This window comes from Gordonia sp. IEGM753, from assembly GCF_050321825.1.
GTDB lineage: Bacteria > Pseudomonadota > Gammaproteobacteria > Pseudomonadales > Pseudomonadaceae > Aquipseudomonas.
On record NZ_JBNQGB010000003.1, the window covers coordinates 452,129 to 469,585 of the forward strand.

A 17,457-nucleotide genomic window follows, 5' to 3' on the forward strand; every position below is an offset into this window, starting at 1 on the left:
TCAGTTTGCGCATGCGCCAGTGGGATGAGCAGGCGAAGGAAATGCGTGTGCCAGTGATTGATCTTGCGGTATTGAAGGAAAAAGCGATGCGCCTGTTGGCGGCTTAGCACAGTAATACCGAGGTGCTGCCTTCGCGAGCAAGCCCGCTCCCACAGAGGCATGCATTCCAAATGTGGGAGCAAGCCCACTCCCACAGAGGCATGCATTCCAAATGTGGGAGCGGGCTTGCTCGCGAAGGGGCCCGTAAGGCTTACAACTGCTGCGCCAGCACCTCAACCTGTTCTTGGCGCTCGGTCTGATTCAGCTTGGGGTGCGCATTGAGCGACGACCATTGTGGATGTGCTCGCGCCTTGTTCAGCGCCTCGGGTAGTTTTCCTTCGCGCCAGGTTTTGTCCTGGGGCGTGGCCACTTGAACGCTGTCCATTGCCGCGTGGCCACGTCGGTCGAGTGCTTGCACCAGTTGCCGTTGACGCAACGCCAGCAACCGCAGCACGCTGTCATCGACCGTCAATTCGCGCTGCCCTTTGATCTTGCCCATTAAGCGGCTGCCGTAGCTGCGCGCAGTTTGCAGCGCACCACCGGCAATCGCTCCGGCCAATGCGGCCGCACCCAACGTCAGTCCGCCGACCAGCAGATCCACGCCAGCCCCGGCCGCCGCGCCTGCCGCAATGCCGCTTCCAACGCGAACGCCCAGTTGTTTCAGCGTTTCGGGGTTGAACAAGTCATCGCCCCAGCGGCCATCAAGCAGCGGCAAATCCGTGGTCGCAGCGTCGTGAGGGCGAAAAGCGTAGAGCTTCAGCAGCGCCTCGACGCAGCGCTGTTCGCGTTGGCGCACGGCTTTGCGCAACTCACTGATAGCCTGCTGTTCCTGCTCGGCATTACTGGCCACGCTACGGCGGCAAGCGGCGCAGTCGATCAATAATTCGGCAATCAGTCGTGCGGCACTCTGCTGGCGAGCCAGGCGCTGGGCCTGCTGATCGGCGATCAACCGTTCCAGTTGCTCGCGAGAGTTTTCCAACAGTAAGGCGAGGCTTTCATAGAGCCGGCGTTCGCCATCCTCCGGCGGCGCGACGCTGTCGAAGCGCACCAAGGCGTGCAAGCCCAATCGCGCCAATGCTTCGCGCCAATCCGGTTCACGATGGTGGGCGCTGCTGACAAAATTCAGCACCGGCAACAGCGGTTTACCGCAACTGGCCAGCACTTGCAGTTCATCCCGGTACTTGGCGAGCACCGGCTCGCGCGCATCGATCACGTACAGGCCAGCGTCGGAGCTGAGCAGTTGCCGCAGCACTTTGGCTTCCTGTTCGAAGCGTTGCCGCGCTTCACTGCCTTCAAGAAAACGCGTCAGTCGAGCGGGGCCGTCGAGTCGTTCGCCCGGTCGCTCCAAACGCTCCAGGTAGTCGAGCAGCGCGATGGCATCTTCAAGACCAGGCGTGTCGTAGAGTTCGAGCAGGGCCTCGCCATCCACCGACAGCCGAGCACCTTCGACATGCCGGGTGGTGCTGGGCCGATGCGAGACCTCGCCGAAACCTACGTCACGGGTGAGGGTGCGCAGCAACGAAGTTTTACCGACGTTGGTGTGCCCGACGACTGCCAGTTTCAAGGGTTTAGTCATGACCGGTCTCCAGCCAATTCAACGGCGCACAATCGGCGAACGGCAGGTTCAACTGTTGCAGCGCTGCGTGCCAGTCGCCCAAACGCTCGGCGTCCAGCGCTTCGCCGGGCGGTGCTTGCAGCAACCAGACGCGGGTGGCGCTGGCATTGCGCGCCAGTTCGGCGATCAACGCCAGGCTACCGCGATCCGGTGAACGCCGTGGATCACAGGCGATGGCCAAGCGTGCGGGTGGAAAGCGGCTCAGTTGTTCAAGGAGTTTGTGCCGTGATTCACGACTGTCGAGGATGCCGGCGTTGCTTACATTTTTCGGCAGCTGCGGTGGCCACGGACGTTGATCGTCAAGCTCGATGGCAACCAGCAGCGCGCCATCACTTTGCAGATTACTGGCAGCGCTTTGCACCTGATGCAGCTGTTCTGGCGCCGCATCGCTGATGCCCAGGCGTTCGCTGGTCGGCATCAACTGTTCTCTGAGGTGCGCGTAACCTGGCAGGTTCACATCCAGCTGCAATGTGGCGCGACCGAGTTTCCAGCGCCACAGGCAAAACAGCGCCAACAGCAAGCGCGGGAGCACGCCATAAACCACCAGCACGCCAACCAGCCAGGTCGCCCAGGCCTGACGAGCGCTTTCGATGTTCAGCGCGGTATCGCCACTGGCGCGGATCATCTCCACCGTGGGCACATTGAAACCCAGTAGTGCCGGCAACGTGCCGAGGATTCGGGTCATGGCCACAAAAGTGTCGGCACTGAGCAGGGTGGTTTCCCAGATGAAGCCGTAACGCCGTGTCGCCATCAACGTCAGCAGAATCACCAAAGCGCTGAGCATCGCCAGTAACCACAGGCTGTTGACCAGCGCGCCGATGGCCCAGCGATTGAGTTTTTTGCGCTGCAACAACAGCAGCAGTGCCGGCGCCAGTTGCGCTGCTTTGGCATCACGCGCGAATTTTTCGCTCAGCCACAACCACAATCGCCCAAGCGTGGCACCGTGTTCGCCGGCAAACACCAGGCCCAGCGCCCAACTCAGCAACAGCAGCAGGTTCAGCCCGAGCAAACTGCCCAAGGCCCAGAAGACATTGACCGGCGTTTGCCCGTCGCCGAGTGCGGCGAACCCCAGGCCAGCGCCGCTGACGACTGCCAATACCGCCATCACGATCAACGCCAGGCGTGCGCCTTGCAGCCAGTGTTTAAGTGCTTGGGTCAGGCCATCGCGCTCGGCAAGCCACAACGCCCGACGTTGAACGCGTGCCGGCAGATCGCCGCCCGTGCTGCGGGCGACTCGGTTGGCTTCGACGTCATCCAGCGGGCCTGCGTGTTCTTCTCGCAGGCGGATGGTTTCTGTCAGCCAGAGGTCATTCAGTTCAGTCACGCGGCATCCCGTCGCTCAATTGAGCCGTGAGCATAACCGCTGTGGCGCTTGTCGGGGGGGCTACGTTGCGAGAAGCCGAGGCTCTGGTATCCTCGCCGACATGACTAAATCACTCCCTCTCAGCCTGATCGCGGCCCTCGGTGAAAACCGTGTGATCGGCGTCGACAACAGCATGCCCTGGCACTTGCCGGGGGATTTCAAATACTTCAAGGCAACCACGCTCGGCAAGCCGATCATCATGGGGCGCAAGACCTGGGATTCGCTCGGTCGCCCATTGCCGGGCCGGCTGAACATAGTGGTCAGTCGCCAGGCGGATCTGACGCTGGAAGGCGCAGAGGTTTATCCCTCGCTTGCAGCTGCCGTGGATAGGGCGCAGGAATGGGCGAGCGAGCAGGGCGCCGATGAGCTGATGTTGATTGGCGGCGCGCAGCTGTATGCACAAGGACTTGCGCAAGCCGATCGCTTGTACCTGACGCGCGTGGCGTTGAGCCCTGAGGGCGATGCGTGGTTTCCGGAATTTGATCTGGGCCAGTGGAAACTGGTTTCCAACACCCAGAATCCACCTGAAGGCGACAAGCCGGCGTACAACTTCGAAGTCTGGGAAAAAGCTTAAAAGCTTCGCCAGCAGGCTGGCTCCCACAGGGATTTTGGGTGTTCACACAATCTGTGTTTCACCTAAAGATCCCACAGGGATTTTGGGTGTTCACACAATCTGTGTTTCACCTCAAACCCACTGTGGGAGCCAGCCTGCTGCCGATGAGGCCAGATCAGACGCTAAAGAATTTAAGCCTGAGCCAACTGCGCATGCTCATCGGCATCCAGCAGCGCCTTATCGGTCTGCTGCATGATCTGGCTGGTCACTGCACCTGCGGCAATCGAGCCGCTCACGTTCAATGCTGTGCGGCCCATGTCAATCAGCGGCTCAACCGAAATCAGCAACGCCACCAGTGACACCGGCAAACCCATCGCGGGCAGCACGATCAGCGCAGCAAACGTCGCCCCACCGCCAACGCCCGCCACGCCGGCCGAACTCAGCGTGACAATCGCCACCAGCGTCGCAATCCACAGCGGGTCCAACGGGTTAATGCCCACGGTTGGCGCAACCATCACCGCCAACATGGCCGGGTACAAACCGGCACAGCCGTTCTGGCCAATAGTGGCGCCAAACGAGGCGGCGAAACTGGCGATGGACTGCGGAATACCCAAGCGGCTGGTTTGCGCTTCGATGCTCAGCGGAATCGTCGCAGCGCTCGAACGGCTGGTGAAGGCAAACGTCAGCACCGGCCAGATCTTGCGGAAGAAGCGCAGCGGGTTGATCCCGGCCGCCGACACCAGCACGCCATGCACCATAAACATCAGGCCCAGGCCGATGTACGAAACCACCACGAAACTGCCGAGTTTGATGATGTCTTGCAGGTTGGAGCCGGCAACCACTTTGGTCATCAGCGCCAATACGCCGTAAGGGGTCAGCTTCATGATCAGGCGCACCAGGCGCATCACCCAGGCTTGCAGGGTGTCGATGGCGTTGATCACTTTTTGACCTTTTTCGACGTCATCTTTCAGCAACTGCAGCGCCGCAACCCCGAGGAATGCCGCAAAAATAACCACGCTGATGATCGACGTCGGCTTGGCCCGAGCCAGGTCTGCGAACGGGTTTTGCGGGATGAACGACAGCAACAGCTGCGGCACATTCAGGTCCGCTACCTTGCCGGCGTAATCGGTCTGGATCGTTTGCAGGCGCGCCATTTCCTGCGTGCCGGCCACCAGGCCTTCAGCGGTCAGGCCGAACAGGTTGGTCAAGCCGATACCGATCAACGCCGCGATCGCCGTGGTGAACAGCAGCGTACCAATGGTCAGGAAGCTGATCTTGCCCAGCGACGAGGCGTTGTGCAGTCGCGCCACAGCACTGAGGATCGAGGCAAACACCAGCGGGATAACGATCATTTGCAGCAACTGCACGTAACCATTGCCCACCAGGTCGAACCAACTGATCGAAGCTTTCAACACCGGATTGCCGGCGCCATAGATCGCGTGCAGGGCAACGCCGAATGCCACGCCAAGGACCAATGCCAGCAGCACTTTCTTGGCCAGGCTCCATGTGGTGTGACCGGTTTGCGCCAGCGCCACGAGCAAGGCGATAAACACCAGCAGATTGAGGATCAGCGGCAGATTCATAAAAACTCCGATAAGACTTGTGCCAGCCACATTCTGGGGTGACTGCGAACCGGCAAGCCTAACAGCTTGATATCTAATGAATTAATACCAAAAAATGAGGATGACTGTCGTTTTTGGAATAAGCCGGCGTCGCTGACGGGGATGCAGTTGACGCAATGGGTACGTTAACCGTCGCTGACAGACGAGGACTGTCACACTAATTTGTTAGCGTCGATGTCTTTGAATCAGGGAGAACTACCGATGAAGTTCGCACCGAAATTTTTGGCTGCCGCCGTAGCGTTAAGTTTGGGCCTGGGACTTACCGGCCAGGTGTTCGCAACGGATTTGAAGCACTGGCCAGCCGATCAGGCCAAGGCACTGGACGCGATGATCGCTGCCAATGCCAACAAAGGTAACTTTGCGGTGTTCGACATGGACAACACCAGTTACCGCTACGACCTCGAAGAGTCCTTGTTGCCGTTCATGGAGAACAAGGGCCTGATCACCCGCGAGACGCTCGACCCCTCCCTGAAACTGATCCCGTTCAAAGACACCGCCGACCACAAGGAAAGCCTGTTCAGTTACTACTATCGACTCTGCGAAATCGACGACATGGTTTGCTATCCGTGGGTTGCGCAGGTGTTTTCCGGCTTCACCCTCAAAGAGCTCAAGGGCTACGTTGACGAGTTGATGGCTTCCGGCAAACCGGTGCCGAGCACTTATTACGATGGCGATGAGGTCAAGACCATCGATGTTCCGCCGCCAAAAGTCTTCACCGGCCAGGCCGAGCTGTACAACAAGCTGATGGAGAACGGCATCGAGGTCTACGTCATGACCGCCGCCTCTGAAGAACTGGTGCGCATGGTCGCTGCCGATCCAAAGTATGGCTACAACGTCAAACCGCAAAACGTGATCGGCGTGACCACGCTGCTGAAAGATCGCAAGACCGGCGAGCTGACGACCGCGCGCAAGCAGATCACCGCTGGTAAGTATGACGAGAAGGCTAACCTGGACCTCGAACTGACCCCGTACTTGTGGACCCCGGCCACCTGGATGGCCGGCAAACAGGCCGCGATCCTGACCTACATTGATGAATGGAAAAAACCGGTTCTGGTCGGCGGCGATACCCCGACCAGCGACGGTTACATGCTGTTCCACAGCGTCGACGTGGCCAAGGGTGGCATTCATTTGTGGGTCAATCGCAAAGACAAATACATGACCCAGCTCAACGGCATGATGGCCAAACACGCCGCGGCCCAGGCCAAGGAAGGGTTGCCGGTAACCGCAGACAAGAACTGGGTGATCGTCAAGCCTGAAGAGATTCAGTAAGAGCGAGGTGCTGCCATCGCGAGCAGGCTCACTCCCACAAAGGTTTCCGGTGAACCACAGATTATGTGAACACCAAAGATCCCTGTGGGAGCGGGCTTGTTCGCGAAGAGGCCGAAACATTCGAGAATGATACTGACTGGCCCACCGCTTTCGCGAGCAAGCCCGCTCCCACAGTTTGATCTGTGTTGTTCACTAATCTTGTGTTCACAACAAATCCCCTGTGGGAGCCAGCCTGCTGGCGATGAGGCCGAAACATTCGAGAATGATGCTGACCGGCCCACCGCTTTCGCGAGCAGGCTCACTCCCACAGTTTGATCTGTGTTGTTCACTAATCTTGTGTTCTCAGCAACTCTCCTGTGGGAGCCAGCCTGCTGGCGATGAGGCCGAAACATTCGAGAATGATGCTGACTGGCCCACCGCTTTCGCGAGCAAGCCCGCTCTCACAGTTTGATCTGTGTTGTTCACTAATCTTGTGTTCACAACAAATCCCCTGTGGGAGCCAGCTTGCTGGCGATGAGGCCGAAACATTCGAGAATGATGCTGACTGGCCCATCGCTTTCGCGAGCAGGCTCGCTCCCACAGTTTGATCTGTGTTGATCACTAATCTTGTGTTCACAACAAATCCCCTGTGGGAGCCAGCCTGCTGGCGAAGAGGCCGAAACATTCGAGAATGATGCTGACCGGCCCACCGCTTTCGCGAGCAGGCTCGCTCCCACAGTTTGATCTGTGTTGTTCACCAATCTTGTGTTCACAACAAATCCCCTGTGGGGGCCAGCCTGCTGGCGATGAGGCCGAAACATTCGAGAATGATGCTGACTGGCCCACCGCTTTCGCGAGCAGGCTCACTCCCACAGTTTGATCTGTGTTGTTCACTAATCTTGTGTTCACAACAAATCCCCTGTGGGGGCCAGCCTGCTGGCGATGAGGCCATGGGGCGAAATGGAAGAATCTGTTTAAAAAACATCTCCAGATACTCTCGCAGGCTACACATTCTTGCGTAGCGGACTACGCGTGCTTCAGAATCCGCCGGCTTGTGCGCCTTGCTCCTGGGACTTACCGTTTACCTGTCGCTGAATATCAGTGATCGGGTTTGGTAGCCTGGGTGTGTAGGGTGCAATGCATCATCATTTGCAGCGTTTTTTCGTCTCTGCTTTTTATGGTGGTCATGCACAGGGCGCTTTCGGGCGCGCCGGTTTCCTTACACCCCGGTCTACCAACCTGCGCATGGCCGCCACCCTTCGTTTGGTAGCGAGGGTGATGGCTCCTTGTCTTATGGTGTAAGGAGATTCATCAATGAAAAAAATCACCCCCGATCCCCCAGAACCCGACAACCTGTCCGCCCGCGTCAACGCCACTCCGCGCAAGCCCAGCAGGATGTTCATGATCACCCCCGGTATCGACACCGAAAGCCTCTTGGCCCACGCCTGTGAATCCCTGGCGTCGGCGAATGTCATGGCCAGCGATTTCGCCGCACAGCTGGAAGGCACGCAACGCAGCACGATGCTGGCGATTGCGCAGATCATCACGATGGGCGAGCTGGCGGTCAATCAGGCGCTGGATAACCTCGATCCGCAAAACTAACTTGTGGGAGCGGGCTTGCTCGCGAAGAGGCCGTCACATCCGATGACGATGTCGACTGACCCACCGCTTTCGCGAGCAGGCTCGCTCCCACAGTTTGATCTGTGTTGTTCACTGATCTTGTGTTCACAACAAATCCCCTGTGGGAGCCAGCCTGCTGGCGATGAGGCCGAAACATTCGAGAATGATGCTGACTGACCCACGGCTTTCGCGAGCAAGCTTGCTCCCACAGTTCGATCTGTGCTGCACACCAATATTGTGTTCACAGCAGATCCCACTGGTTGCTGAAGTGAACGCAAAAAAATGCCCCGCACTTGGCGGGGCATTTTTTTGTTCAACGGTTAAGCATCACAGCCCGTCGAGCATTGCCTTGTTACGCACAGCCCCTTTGTCGGCGCTGGTTGCCAGCAGGGCGTAGGCTTTCAGTGCCGTGGTCACCTTGCGCGGACGTTTTTCCACAGGCTTCCAGCCTTTCTGGTCCTGCTCGGCACGGCGTGCATTCATTTCTTCATCGCTGATCAACAGGTTGATCGAGCGGTTCGGAATGTCGATCAGCACTTTGTCGCCGTCCTGTACCAGACCAATCGCGCCGCCCGCAGCCGCTTCCGGCGAAGCGTGGCCGATGGACAAGCCCGAAGTACCGCCAGAGAAGCGTCCATCGGTGAGCAGGGCGCAAGCTTTGCCCAAGCCTTTGGATTTCAGGTAGGACGTCGGGTACAGCATTTCCTGCATGCCCGGGCCACCTTTCGGGCCTTCGTAACGAATGATCACGATGTCGCCGGCCTTCACTTCGTCAGCGAGGATGCCGCGCACGGCGCTGTCCTGGCTTTCAAAGATTTTCGCGTTGCCTTCAAACACGTGGATCGACTCGTCGACGCCCGCCGTTTTCACCACACAGCCGTCGATCGCGATGTTGCCATACAGAACGGCCAAGCCACCTTCTTGCGAATAAGCGTGCTCGACACTGCGGATGCAACCGTTTTCACGGTCGTCGTCGAGGGTTTCCCAACGGGTCGACTGGCTGAACGCGGTTTGCGTCGGGATACCCGCAGGGCCGGCCTTGAAGAAGTGATGTACGGCTTCATCGGTGGTCTGGGTGATGTCCCACTTGGCGATGCCTTCGGCCATGGTCTTGCTGTGCACGGTCGGCAGCTCGGTGTGCAGCAGGCCGCCACGGGCCAGTGAACCGAGGATGCTGAAGATGCCACCGGCACGGTGCACGTCTTCCATGTGGTACTTCTGGATGTTCGGCGCAACTTTGCACAGTTGCGGCACGTGACGGGACAGACGGTCGATGTCGCGCAGGTCGAAATCGATCTCGGCTTCCTGGGCAGCGGCCAGCAAGTGCAGGATGGTGTTGGTGGAACCGCCCATGGCGATGTCCAGTGTCATGGCGTTTTCGAACGCCTTGAAGTTGGCGATGTTGCGCGGCAACACCGACTCATCGTTGTCGGTGTAGTAACGCTTGCACAGCTCGACGATGGTGCGCCCGGCCTGCAGGAACAGCTGTTCGCGGTCGCTGTGGGTGGCCAGGGTCGAACCGTTGCCCGGCAAGGCCAGGCCCAGCGCTTCAACCAGGCAGTTCATCGAGTTGGCGGTAAACATGCCGGAGCACGAACCGCACGTCGGGCAAGCACTGCGCTCGTATTCAGCGACTTTCTCGTCAGAAGCGCTGGCGTCGGCGGCGATCACCATGGCGTCGACCAGGTCGAGACCGTGGGACGCGAGTTTGGTCTTGCCGGCTTCCATCGGGCCGCCGGAAACGAAGATCACTGGAATGTTCAGGCGCAACGACGCCATCAACATGCCCGGTGTGATCTTGTCGCAGTTCGAGATGCAGACGATGGCGTCGGCGCAGTGGGCGTTGACCATGTACTCGACGGAGTCGGCGATGATCTCGCGGCTCGGCAGCGAATACAGCATGCCGTCGTGGCCCATGGCGATGCCGTCATCGACGGCGATGGTGTTGAATTCCTTGGCAACACCGCCAGCGCGTTCGATTTCGCGGGCGACCAGTTGGCCCAGGTCCTTGAGGTGAACGTGGCCCGGTACGAACTGGGTGAACGAGTTGGCAATGGCGATGATCGGCTTTTTAAAGTCGTCATCTTTCATCCCCGTTGCGCGCCACAATGCGCGGGCACCGGCCATGTTGCGGCCGTGGGTGGATGTTTTCGAGCGATAATCAGGCATGAAGCACTCCGGGCGGCTAATCAGGTATCAAAAGGGAAGTGAGCTTCTATTGACGTCTGGAACACTCAGAAATAGCCGTGTGTCCGGAAGTTGCCGATAACTTTGCGGGATCACCGCGCGCTTCAGCTTGAGCTCATAAACCCGCCGGGGGATGACTGGCGATGAATACGGCCGATTCTACACCGCTGGCGGCTGGAGGGAATGCCGGAAATCGGGGATTAGGGATGAAGTAGATGGTTCGCACCCGGCAGTGCGAACCATCAGCGTAGCGTTCAGCAAGCCTTAGCTGTTCGGCAGCAACCGGCAAGTAATGCTCTTGATGTAACGCGTTTCAGCAATGGCCGGGTGAACCGGGTGATCCGGGCCTTGGCCGCCGCGTTCCAGCATCTGGATGTTGCGGTCCAGGTGACGGGCGCTGGTCAGCAGGATGTTCTGCAGGTCGTCTTCGGGCAGGTGCATCGAGCACGAAGCGCTGATCAGGATGCCGTCCTTGCTGAGCAGGCGCATGGCTTGTTCGTTCAGGCGGCGGTAGGCGCCTTCACCGTTTTTCATGTCTTTTTTGCGTTTGATGAACGCAGGCGGGTCGGCCACGATCACGTCGAAACGTTCTTCACTGGCTTTCAGTTCTTTCAGGGCTTCGAAGACGTCGCCTTCGATGCAGGTCATTTTTTCAGCGAAACCGTTCAGTGCGGCGTTGCGCTCCACGCCGTCGAGGGCGAAGGCCGAGGCATCGACGCAAAACACTTCACTGGCGCCGAAAGCCGCTGCTTGAACGCCCCAGCCGCCGATGTAGCTGTACAGGTCGAGAACGCGCTTGCCTTTGGCGTAAGGGGCCAGGCGTGCGCGGTTCATGCGGTGGTCGTAGAACCAGCCGGTTTTCTGACCCTGGATGACCGGGGCTTCGAATTTCACGCCGTTCTCTTCCAGGGCGACCCACTCCGGCACCAGGCCGAACACGGTTTCGACGTAGCGGTTGAGGCCTTCGGCGTCACGCGCAGCGGAATCGTTCTTGAACAGAATGCCGCTTGGCTTGAGCACTTGAGTCAACGCCGCGATCACGTCTTCTTTGTGCGCTTCCATGGTTGCCGAGGCGATTTGCACCACCAGAATGTCGCCGAAACGGTCGACGACCAAACCTGGCAGCAAGTCGGAATCGCCGTAAACCAGGCGGTAGAACGGCTTGTCGAACAGACGGTCGCGCAAGGACAGGGCCACGTTCAGGCGATGCACCAGCAGCGATTTGTCTAGTGGCAATTTAATGTCGCGCGACAACAGGCGAGCGCAGATCAGGTTGTTGGGGCTCATGGCCACGATGCCCAGCGGTTTGCCGCCAGCCGCTTCGAGGATCGCCTGATCACCGGCCTTGAAGCCATGCAATGGCGTTGCAGCGACATCGATTTCGTTGCTGTAGACCCACAAGTGGCCGTTTCGCAGGCGACGGTCGGCGTTGGCTTTGAGGCGCAGGCTAGGCAGGGACATGACGTCGCTCCGGAAAAAAGAGCGGGAGTATAGCGTGTTGATGACGATGGATGGCCGGTGAGTGACATGTGGTGAGGGGATTATCGCGGTCGCAGGAGGCCAGTAATCTTGGGGCGGCTTCGCTGCCAACGGGGATCAATCCCCTCACCATGCAAGGTCGGGTCAGTCAGACAACGCACTGATGAGTTCGCGATTGAACGCCGGGATGTCATCGGGTTGGCGGCTGCTGATCAATTTGCCGTCAGTGACCACTTCCTTGTCCACCCAATTGACGCCGGCATTCTCCAGGTCGTCCTTGAGGGTTTTGTAACTGGTCATGGTCTTGCCCCTGACCAGGCCTGCGGACACCAGCAACCAGCCGCCATGGCAGATCACCGCAATCGGTTTGCCGGCCGAGGTTCCGGTTTTGACCAGGTGTTGCGCGTCCAGATCAATTCGAATGGTGTCGGAATTTTGCACCCCGCCCGGCAAGACCACTGCGTCGTACTGTTCGATGCTGGCCGCTTTGAACGTCTGATCGACGTTGAAATCATCCGCCGGTTTATCGTGATTCCAGCCTTTGACCTGGCCTTCCTTGTCGGAAAGGATCTCGACCGTGGCGCCGGCTTGCTCCAGTGCTTGTTTGGGCCCGGTCAATTCGACCTGTTCGAAACCATCTGTTACTAAAATTGCGACGCGCTTGCCATTCAACGACTGGGACATGACGACAACTCCTGGCTCGGTAAGTGTTTGCCCGTGGGCATTACAGAGTCCGAAGCCCTGGCCTGGATGAAAGTTCCGGCGATATGCCAGCTGGTGTGTCGGATCCAAGTTCATAAAGGTTAGAATCGGCGCCTGACTCAGAGCGTGAACTTATGTCCCCAGAGCTGACCACCGAACAAATTCAACAGTCCCTGCAAGGCATCAGCGTGCCGGCCCAGCCGCAGATCATGGTGGATTTGCAGATGGAGCAGTACATGCCCGACCCGGATCTGGAGGTGATTGCCAAGCTGATCTCCCAAGACCCGGGGCTTTCCGGCTCATTGCTGAAAATCGTCAATTCGCCGTATTACGGGCTGACAAACAAGATCACTTCGATTCAGCGCGCGGTGAACCTGTTGGGCAGTCGTTCGATCATCAACCTGATCAACGCGCAGTCGATCAAGGGCGAGATGAATGACGACACCATCGTCACCCTGAACCGTTTCTGGGACACCGCGCAGGACGTGGCAATGACTTGCCTGACGCTGGCCAAGCGTATCGGCGGTCAGGCGGGCGATGAAGCGTACGCGTTGGGCCTGTTCCACGACTGTGGCGTGCCGCTGATGCTTCAGCGCTTCCCCAACTACATGTCTGTGCTGGAGGAGGCCTATGCCAACGCCAGCGCCGAGTGCCGGGTGGTCGATACCGAGAACCGTGCGTTTAACACCAACCATGCCGTGGTCGGTTACTACACCGCCAAATCCTGGCGCCTGCCGGAGCACGTGAGTACCGCGATTGCCAATCACCACAATGCGCTGGCGATCTTCAGCGACGAGTCTTCGCGTAACGCCCAACTGAAAAACCTGCTGGCAATCCTGAAAATGGCCGAGCACATCTGTGCGTCTTACCGTGTGCTGGGCAACCAGACCGAAGACTACGAATGGAACAGCATCGGGCATTTGGTGCTCGATTATGTCGGTCTTTCGGACTACGACTTCGAGACCCTCAAACAAACGATTCGCGACCTCGGCACTCATCGCTGAGTGCCTCACAGCCTGATTCGAGAGCACCATGCCTGAACTGCCAGAAGTCGAAACCACCCGCCGCGGAATTGCACCGCACCTGGAAGGACAGCGCGTCAGTCGGGTGATCGTGCGTGATCGCCGCTTGCGCTGGCCGATTCCGGAAGACCTGGATGTGCGGCTGTCCGGCCAGCGTATCGTGCTGGTCGAACGTCGTGCCAAATACCTGCTGATCAATGCCGAAGTCGGCACGTTGATCAGCCATTTGGGCATGTCCGGCAACCTGCGCCTCGTGGAAGTCGGCATGCCGGCAGCCAAGCATGAACATGTGGACATCGAACTCGAGTCGGGTCTGGCACTGCGCTACACCGACCCACGCCGCTTTGGTGCGATGCTCTGGAGCCTCGACCCGCTGAATCACGAGCTGCTGATTCGCCTGGGGCCGGAGCCCTTGACCGATCTGTTTGACGGCGATCGGCTATTCCAGCTTTCACGTTCTCGCTCGATGGCGGTCAAGCCGTTCATCATGGACAACGCTGTGGTGGTAGGAGTTGGCAATATCTATGCAACCGAGGCGCTGTTTGCTGCCGGGATCGACCCGCGCCGGGAGGCCAAAAGCATCTCCCGAGCGCGTTATTTGAAATTGGCAATCGAGATCAAGCGCATCCTCGCCCACGCCATCGAACGTGGCGGCACCACGCTGCGCGATTTCATTGGCGGCGATGGTCAGCCGGGGTATTTCCAGCAGGAACTTTTTGTTTACGGGCGCGGCGGTGAGCAGTGCAAAGTCTGCGGTACCGAGTTGCGAGACGTGAAACTGGGTCAGCGCGCCAGCGTCTTTTGCCCTCGCTGTCAGAGCTGATAGCGCCTACGGTCTATAGTCAGTAATCACTGCCTAGCCGAAGGACCGTGCCATGAACCTGTTTAAAACCCTTGTCGTTGCGTTGCTGCTGAGCATTGGTGTGCCAGCATTGGCGGAAAACAGCGGCAGCGGCGACCCGCGCTACACCATTCAAAATCCACCGGCGTACGCCATGATCGGCGATCTGTTGATTGCCCGACCCTTGCTGGTCGTGGCAACGGTCATCGGTGCGGGAGCATTTGTGGTGTCGTTGCCGTTTACCGCGTTGGGCGGCGGTATTGGCGATGCGGGACAGGCGTTGGTGGTCGACCCGGCGAAGGCTGCGTTCGTGCGATGCCTTGGGTGTATTGGGGAGGGGTTTGAACAGCGGGAATAAGTCAGCCGGATTTTCTGGTTTGGCTGATGGCTTTATCGCCAGCAGGCTGGCTCCCACATTGGATCTGAACTGTTCACAAACCTAATGCGGGACCAGCCTGCTGGCGATAAAGCGCGAATAAGCGCCACACAACTTCAGGCTCAAGCCTTACCGGTAATCACCCGGTACTTCTCCATCAACTGTTCTTCAGTCTCCGGATGCGCTTCATCCAGCGGAATGCAATCCACTGGGCACACTTGTTGGCACTGCGGTTCATCGTAGTGGCCGACACACTGTGTGCACAGGTTCGGGTCGATGACGTAGATCTCTTCGCCTTGTGAAATAGCGGCGTTCGGGCACTCGGGTTCGCAGACATCGCAATTAATGCAATCGTCGGTGATGATCAGGGACATGCTAACTCCAGCCGGGGCGCGAGGCCCGGGCGCAATAAACCAATGCGCGCAATTGTGCCGCATTGGCGCTGTAGGAGCCAGCTTACTGGCGATGGACGAGAGAGCGCCGCGTTTATTTCAGGCAGCTCTCGTTACCGTTAACGTCCATCTCCAGCGATCGAGCGTCGATTGGCCGCGCCTACAGTTGGGTCTTACTTCTTGAAGCGTTCGGTCAGGGCGTCCGCCACCGCAGGGTGCACGAACTTGGTGATATCGCCGCCCAAAGCCGCGATTTCTCGGACCAGTGTCGAAGAAATAAACGAATAACGTTCGGAGGGCGTCAGAAACAGGCTCTCCACATCCGGCGCCAACTGGCGGTTCATGTTAGCCAGCTGAAACTCGTATTCGAAGTCTGATACCGCGCGCAAACCACGCAGGAAGACGTTGGCGTTCTTCTCTTTGGCAAAATGCGCCAGCAGCGTCGAGAAGCCGACGACTTCAACGTTTGGCAGATGTTTAGTGACCTCGCGGGCCAGCTCTACACGCTGTTCCAAAGGGAATAGCGGGTTTTTTTTCGGGCTGGCAGCGACGGCGATGATCACGTGATCGAACAGGCGCGAGGCGCGTTCGACCAGATCGCCATGGCCCTTGGTAATAGGGTCGAAGGTACCTGGGTACAACACTCGGTTCATCGCGTCGTCCTGGCGGGAGTCCGTTGGGGAGTCGGATGGTATCGCAGCCTTCCCGGTCGGCCAAGTCGCCTGTTGGGTAAGAAAGCACTATAGACGATAGGAATATCCTTCGTTTTCACGGGTTTTTTAAACGATCGGCCAGCGCCGTCGCCAGTTGTGCGGTCAGCCCATAGACCGATAACTGCGGGTTTGCCCCAATGCTGGTAGGGAATAACGAGCCGTCGTGGATCGACAGATTACTGATCTGATGATGGCGTCCCCAACTGTCGGTGACTGCATTTTTCGGGTCTTCGCCCATTGCACAACCGCCCATGACATGCGCGCTGCCAAGGCGCGTTCGATACAACTCAAGGCTCAAACCATCAATCAGCGTGCGCGCTTCGGCGATGGTTTTCACGTAACGAGCGTCCGCGTGCATCGGCATCACAGCGTTGGCGCCACCGGCGAACTGGATCTCGGCCATGCTGTGGAAGGCCCGGCGCAAACCGTCCCAGGCATAGGGCGAAACCTGATAGTCGAGCACCGGCGTGTTATCCCCGCGCAGTTCTACATTGCCACCGGGACTGTCTGGGTGAAAACCGTCGCGCAGTAACGCAAGCATGGCGTGGGTGTTTGGCAGATTCTGCATGTGCCGGGCGTTTTCCTGGCCGAAGCCGCCCAGCAGCGTCGCGGCCAACGCGGGTTGCAGCGGTGGTACTTCGAGTTTGTAGGACATCTTGCCAGTGGTGCCGTCCTGCCATTGGAAGTGGTCGGAATAGATCGACTGCGGTGCCCCATAAAACGGGTTGATCACCTCGTCGAACAGCCCGGCGGACATGTTGACCAAGTGCAGGAAGGTGCGTTTGCCCAGTCGCTTGTGCGGGTCTGGTGCGTCAGAGCGCAGCAGCAACGCCGGACTGTTTATGCCGCCGCCCGCTAGCACGTAATGCCGTGCCTTGACCGTGATGGTATAGCCGGTGGGCGCGACGCAGCGTTCATCCATCGCCACGCATTGCAGGCCTGTGATCTTGCCGTCCTTGATCGAAAGATTTTCGGCTCGGGCCAGGTACAGCAACTCGCCACCTTTTTCCAGAGTCGCCGGAATGGTCGTCACCATCATCGATTGCTTGGCGTTGGTCGGGCAGCCCATGCCGCAATAGCCGAGGTTCCAGCAGCCGCGCACGTTGCGCGGGATCACATGCCAGGCGTAACCCAGACGCTCACAACCCTTGCGGATAACATCGTTGTTGGCGTTCGGTGGGATCAGCCAGGGCGCAACGCCGAGACGTTGCTCCATTTTTTCGAACCATGGCGCCATTTCGGCAGGGCTGTGACCTTTGACGTTGTGCTCGGTGGCCCAGTGTTCAAGGGTTGGATCGGGGGTGCGAAAACTCGATGTCCAGTTGATCAACGTGGTACCACCCACCGCTCGGCCTTGAAGGATGGTGATCGCCCCGTCCTTGCTCATGCGGCCAATACCTTCCTGATACAGGCTGCTGTAGGCCTGGTCTTCAAGCATCTTGAAGTCGCTGCTGGTCTTGAGCGGGCCTTCTTCTATCAGCAAAACCTTGTAGCCGGCAGCGCTGAGAATTTCGGCGGTGGTACCACCACCGGCGCCGCTGCCGATGATCGCGACGTCCGCTTCCAGTGTCAGGTCTTGGGTCAATTGCGCGCCGTTGTAGGTTTTCCAGCCACGGGCCAAGCCTTCACGGAACGGATCAGGTACAGGCATTTTCAGGTCTCTTCTTATTGTTGATTCGCAGGTG

The 17,457-nt window shown here is 58.7% G+C and carries 15 protein-coding genes; 6 read left to right on the forward strand and 9 right to left on the reverse strand.

Features of this window, described 5'->3' with window-relative positions; translation table 11 throughout:
• Positions 1–250 precede the first annotated feature (250 nt).
• Positions 251–1,615: a DUF3482 domain-containing protein gene (locus ACQR3R_RS19025; RefSeq protein ID WP_428274203.1), complete on the reverse strand. Its 1,365-nt coding sequence runs from the start codon at positions 1,613–1,615 to the stop codon at positions 251–253.
• Entirely contained in the window at positions 1,608–2,978 is a 1,371-nt protein-coding gene (locus ACQR3R_RS19030) for a DUF2868 domain-containing protein (protein ID WP_428274205.1), read from the reverse strand. The genes ACQR3R_RS19025 and ACQR3R_RS19030 overlap by 8 nt, the downstream gene beginning before the upstream one ends.
• Positions 2,979–3,078: 100 nt before the next feature.
• Here ACQR3R_RS19030 and ACQR3R_RS19035 point away from each other — a divergent pair, with 100 nt between their 5' ends.
• Positions 3,079–3,591, forward strand: coding sequence for a dihydrofolate reductase (locus tag ACQR3R_RS19035; RefSeq protein WP_428274207.1), 513 nt, complete (start codon positions 3,079–3,081; stop codon positions 3,589–3,591).
• A 170-nt stretch (positions 3,592–3,761) separates the two neighbouring features.
• Here ACQR3R_RS19035 and ACQR3R_RS19040 read toward each other — a convergent pair whose 3' ends face one another.
• The gene (locus ACQR3R_RS19040) at positions 3,762–5,153 is read right to left on the reverse strand and encodes a cation:dicarboxylate symporter family transporter (protein ID WP_428274209.1); all 1,392 of its coding nucleotides are present in this window, start codon (positions 5,151–5,153) and stop codon (positions 3,762–3,764) included.
• Positions 5,154–5,393: 240 nt separating this feature from the next.
• Here ACQR3R_RS19040 and ACQR3R_RS19045 point away from each other — a divergent pair, with 240 nt between their 5' ends.
• Positions 5,394–6,461, forward strand: a complete 1,068-nt coding sequence (locus tag ACQR3R_RS19045; protein ID WP_428274211.1) for a hypothetical protein — start codon at positions 5,394–5,396, stop codon at positions 6,459–6,461.
• Positions 6,462–7,754: 1,293 nt separating this feature from the next.
• Positions 7,755–8,042, forward strand: coding sequence for a DUF6124 family protein (locus ACQR3R_RS19050; protein ID WP_428274213.1), 288 nt, complete (start codon positions 7,755–7,757; stop codon positions 8,040–8,042).
• A gap of 345 nt (positions 8,043–8,387) precedes the next feature.
• Here ACQR3R_RS19050 and ilvD read toward each other — a convergent pair whose 3' ends face one another.
• The 3 genes from ilvD to ACQR3R_RS19065 form a co-directional block, all read right to left on the reverse strand.
• Entirely contained in the window at positions 8,388–10,229 is a 1,842-nt protein-coding gene (gene ilvD / locus ACQR3R_RS19055; protein ID WP_428274215.1) for a dihydroxy-acid dehydratase, read from the reverse strand.
• 282 nt (positions 10,230–10,511) lie between these two features.
• Positions 10,512–11,708, reverse strand: coding sequence for a class I SAM-dependent methyltransferase (locus ACQR3R_RS19060; RefSeq protein WP_428274217.1), 1,197 nt, complete (start codon positions 11,706–11,708; stop codon positions 10,512–10,514).
• 162 nt (positions 11,709–11,870) lie between these two features.
• Positions 11,871–12,410, reverse strand: coding sequence for a DJ-1/PfpI/YhbO family deglycase/protease (locus ACQR3R_RS19065; RefSeq protein ID WP_428274219.1), 540 nt, complete (start codon positions 12,408–12,410; stop codon positions 11,871–11,873).
• 152 nt (positions 12,411–12,562) lie between these two features.
• Between ACQR3R_RS19065 and ACQR3R_RS19070 the strand changes: the two genes are divergently transcribed.
• From ACQR3R_RS19070 to ACQR3R_RS19080, 3 genes are read left to right on the forward strand one after another with little or no spacing between them, the layout of a single operon-like run.
• Complete coding sequence (locus tag ACQR3R_RS19070; protein ID WP_428274221.1) at positions 12,563–13,432, forward strand: HDOD domain-containing protein; 870 nt, start codon at positions 12,563–12,565, stop codon at positions 13,430–13,432.
• Positions 13,433–13,460: 28 nt separating this feature from the next.
• Complete coding sequence (gene mutM / locus ACQR3R_RS19075) at positions 13,461–14,273, forward strand: bifunctional DNA-formamidopyrimidine glycosylase/DNA-(apurinic or apyrimidinic site) lyase (protein ID WP_428274223.1); 813 nt, start codon at positions 13,461–13,463, stop codon at positions 14,271–14,273.
• 52 nt (positions 14,274–14,325) lie between these two features.
• Positions 14,326–14,649 carry a hypothetical protein gene (locus tag ACQR3R_RS19080; RefSeq protein WP_428274225.1) on the forward strand — a complete coding sequence of 108 codons (324 nt, stop codon included), beginning with the start codon at positions 14,326–14,328 and terminating at the stop codon, positions 14,647–14,649.
• Between the two features lie 140 nt (positions 14,650–14,789).
• On the opposite strand, the gene ACQR3R_RS19085 is transcribed toward ACQR3R_RS19080, so the two are convergent.
• The 3 genes from ACQR3R_RS19085 to ACQR3R_RS19095 form a co-directional block, all read right to left on the reverse strand.
• Entirely contained in the window at positions 14,790–15,041 is a 252-nt protein-coding gene (locus ACQR3R_RS19085) for a YfhL family 4Fe-4S dicluster ferredoxin (protein ID WP_162439378.1), read from the reverse strand.
• Between the two features lie 191 nt (positions 15,042–15,232).
• Positions 15,233–15,712: a pantetheine-phosphate adenylyltransferase gene (coaD, locus tag ACQR3R_RS19090; protein WP_045059801.1), complete on the reverse strand. Its 480-nt coding sequence runs from the start codon at positions 15,710–15,712 to the stop codon at positions 15,233–15,235.
• A gap of 115 nt (positions 15,713–15,827) precedes the next feature.
• Positions 15,828–17,423, reverse strand: coding sequence for a GMC family oxidoreductase N-terminal domain-containing protein (locus ACQR3R_RS19095; protein WP_428274228.1), 1,596 nt, complete (start codon positions 17,421–17,423; stop codon positions 15,828–15,830).
• Positions 17,424–17,457 lie beyond the last annotated feature (34 nt).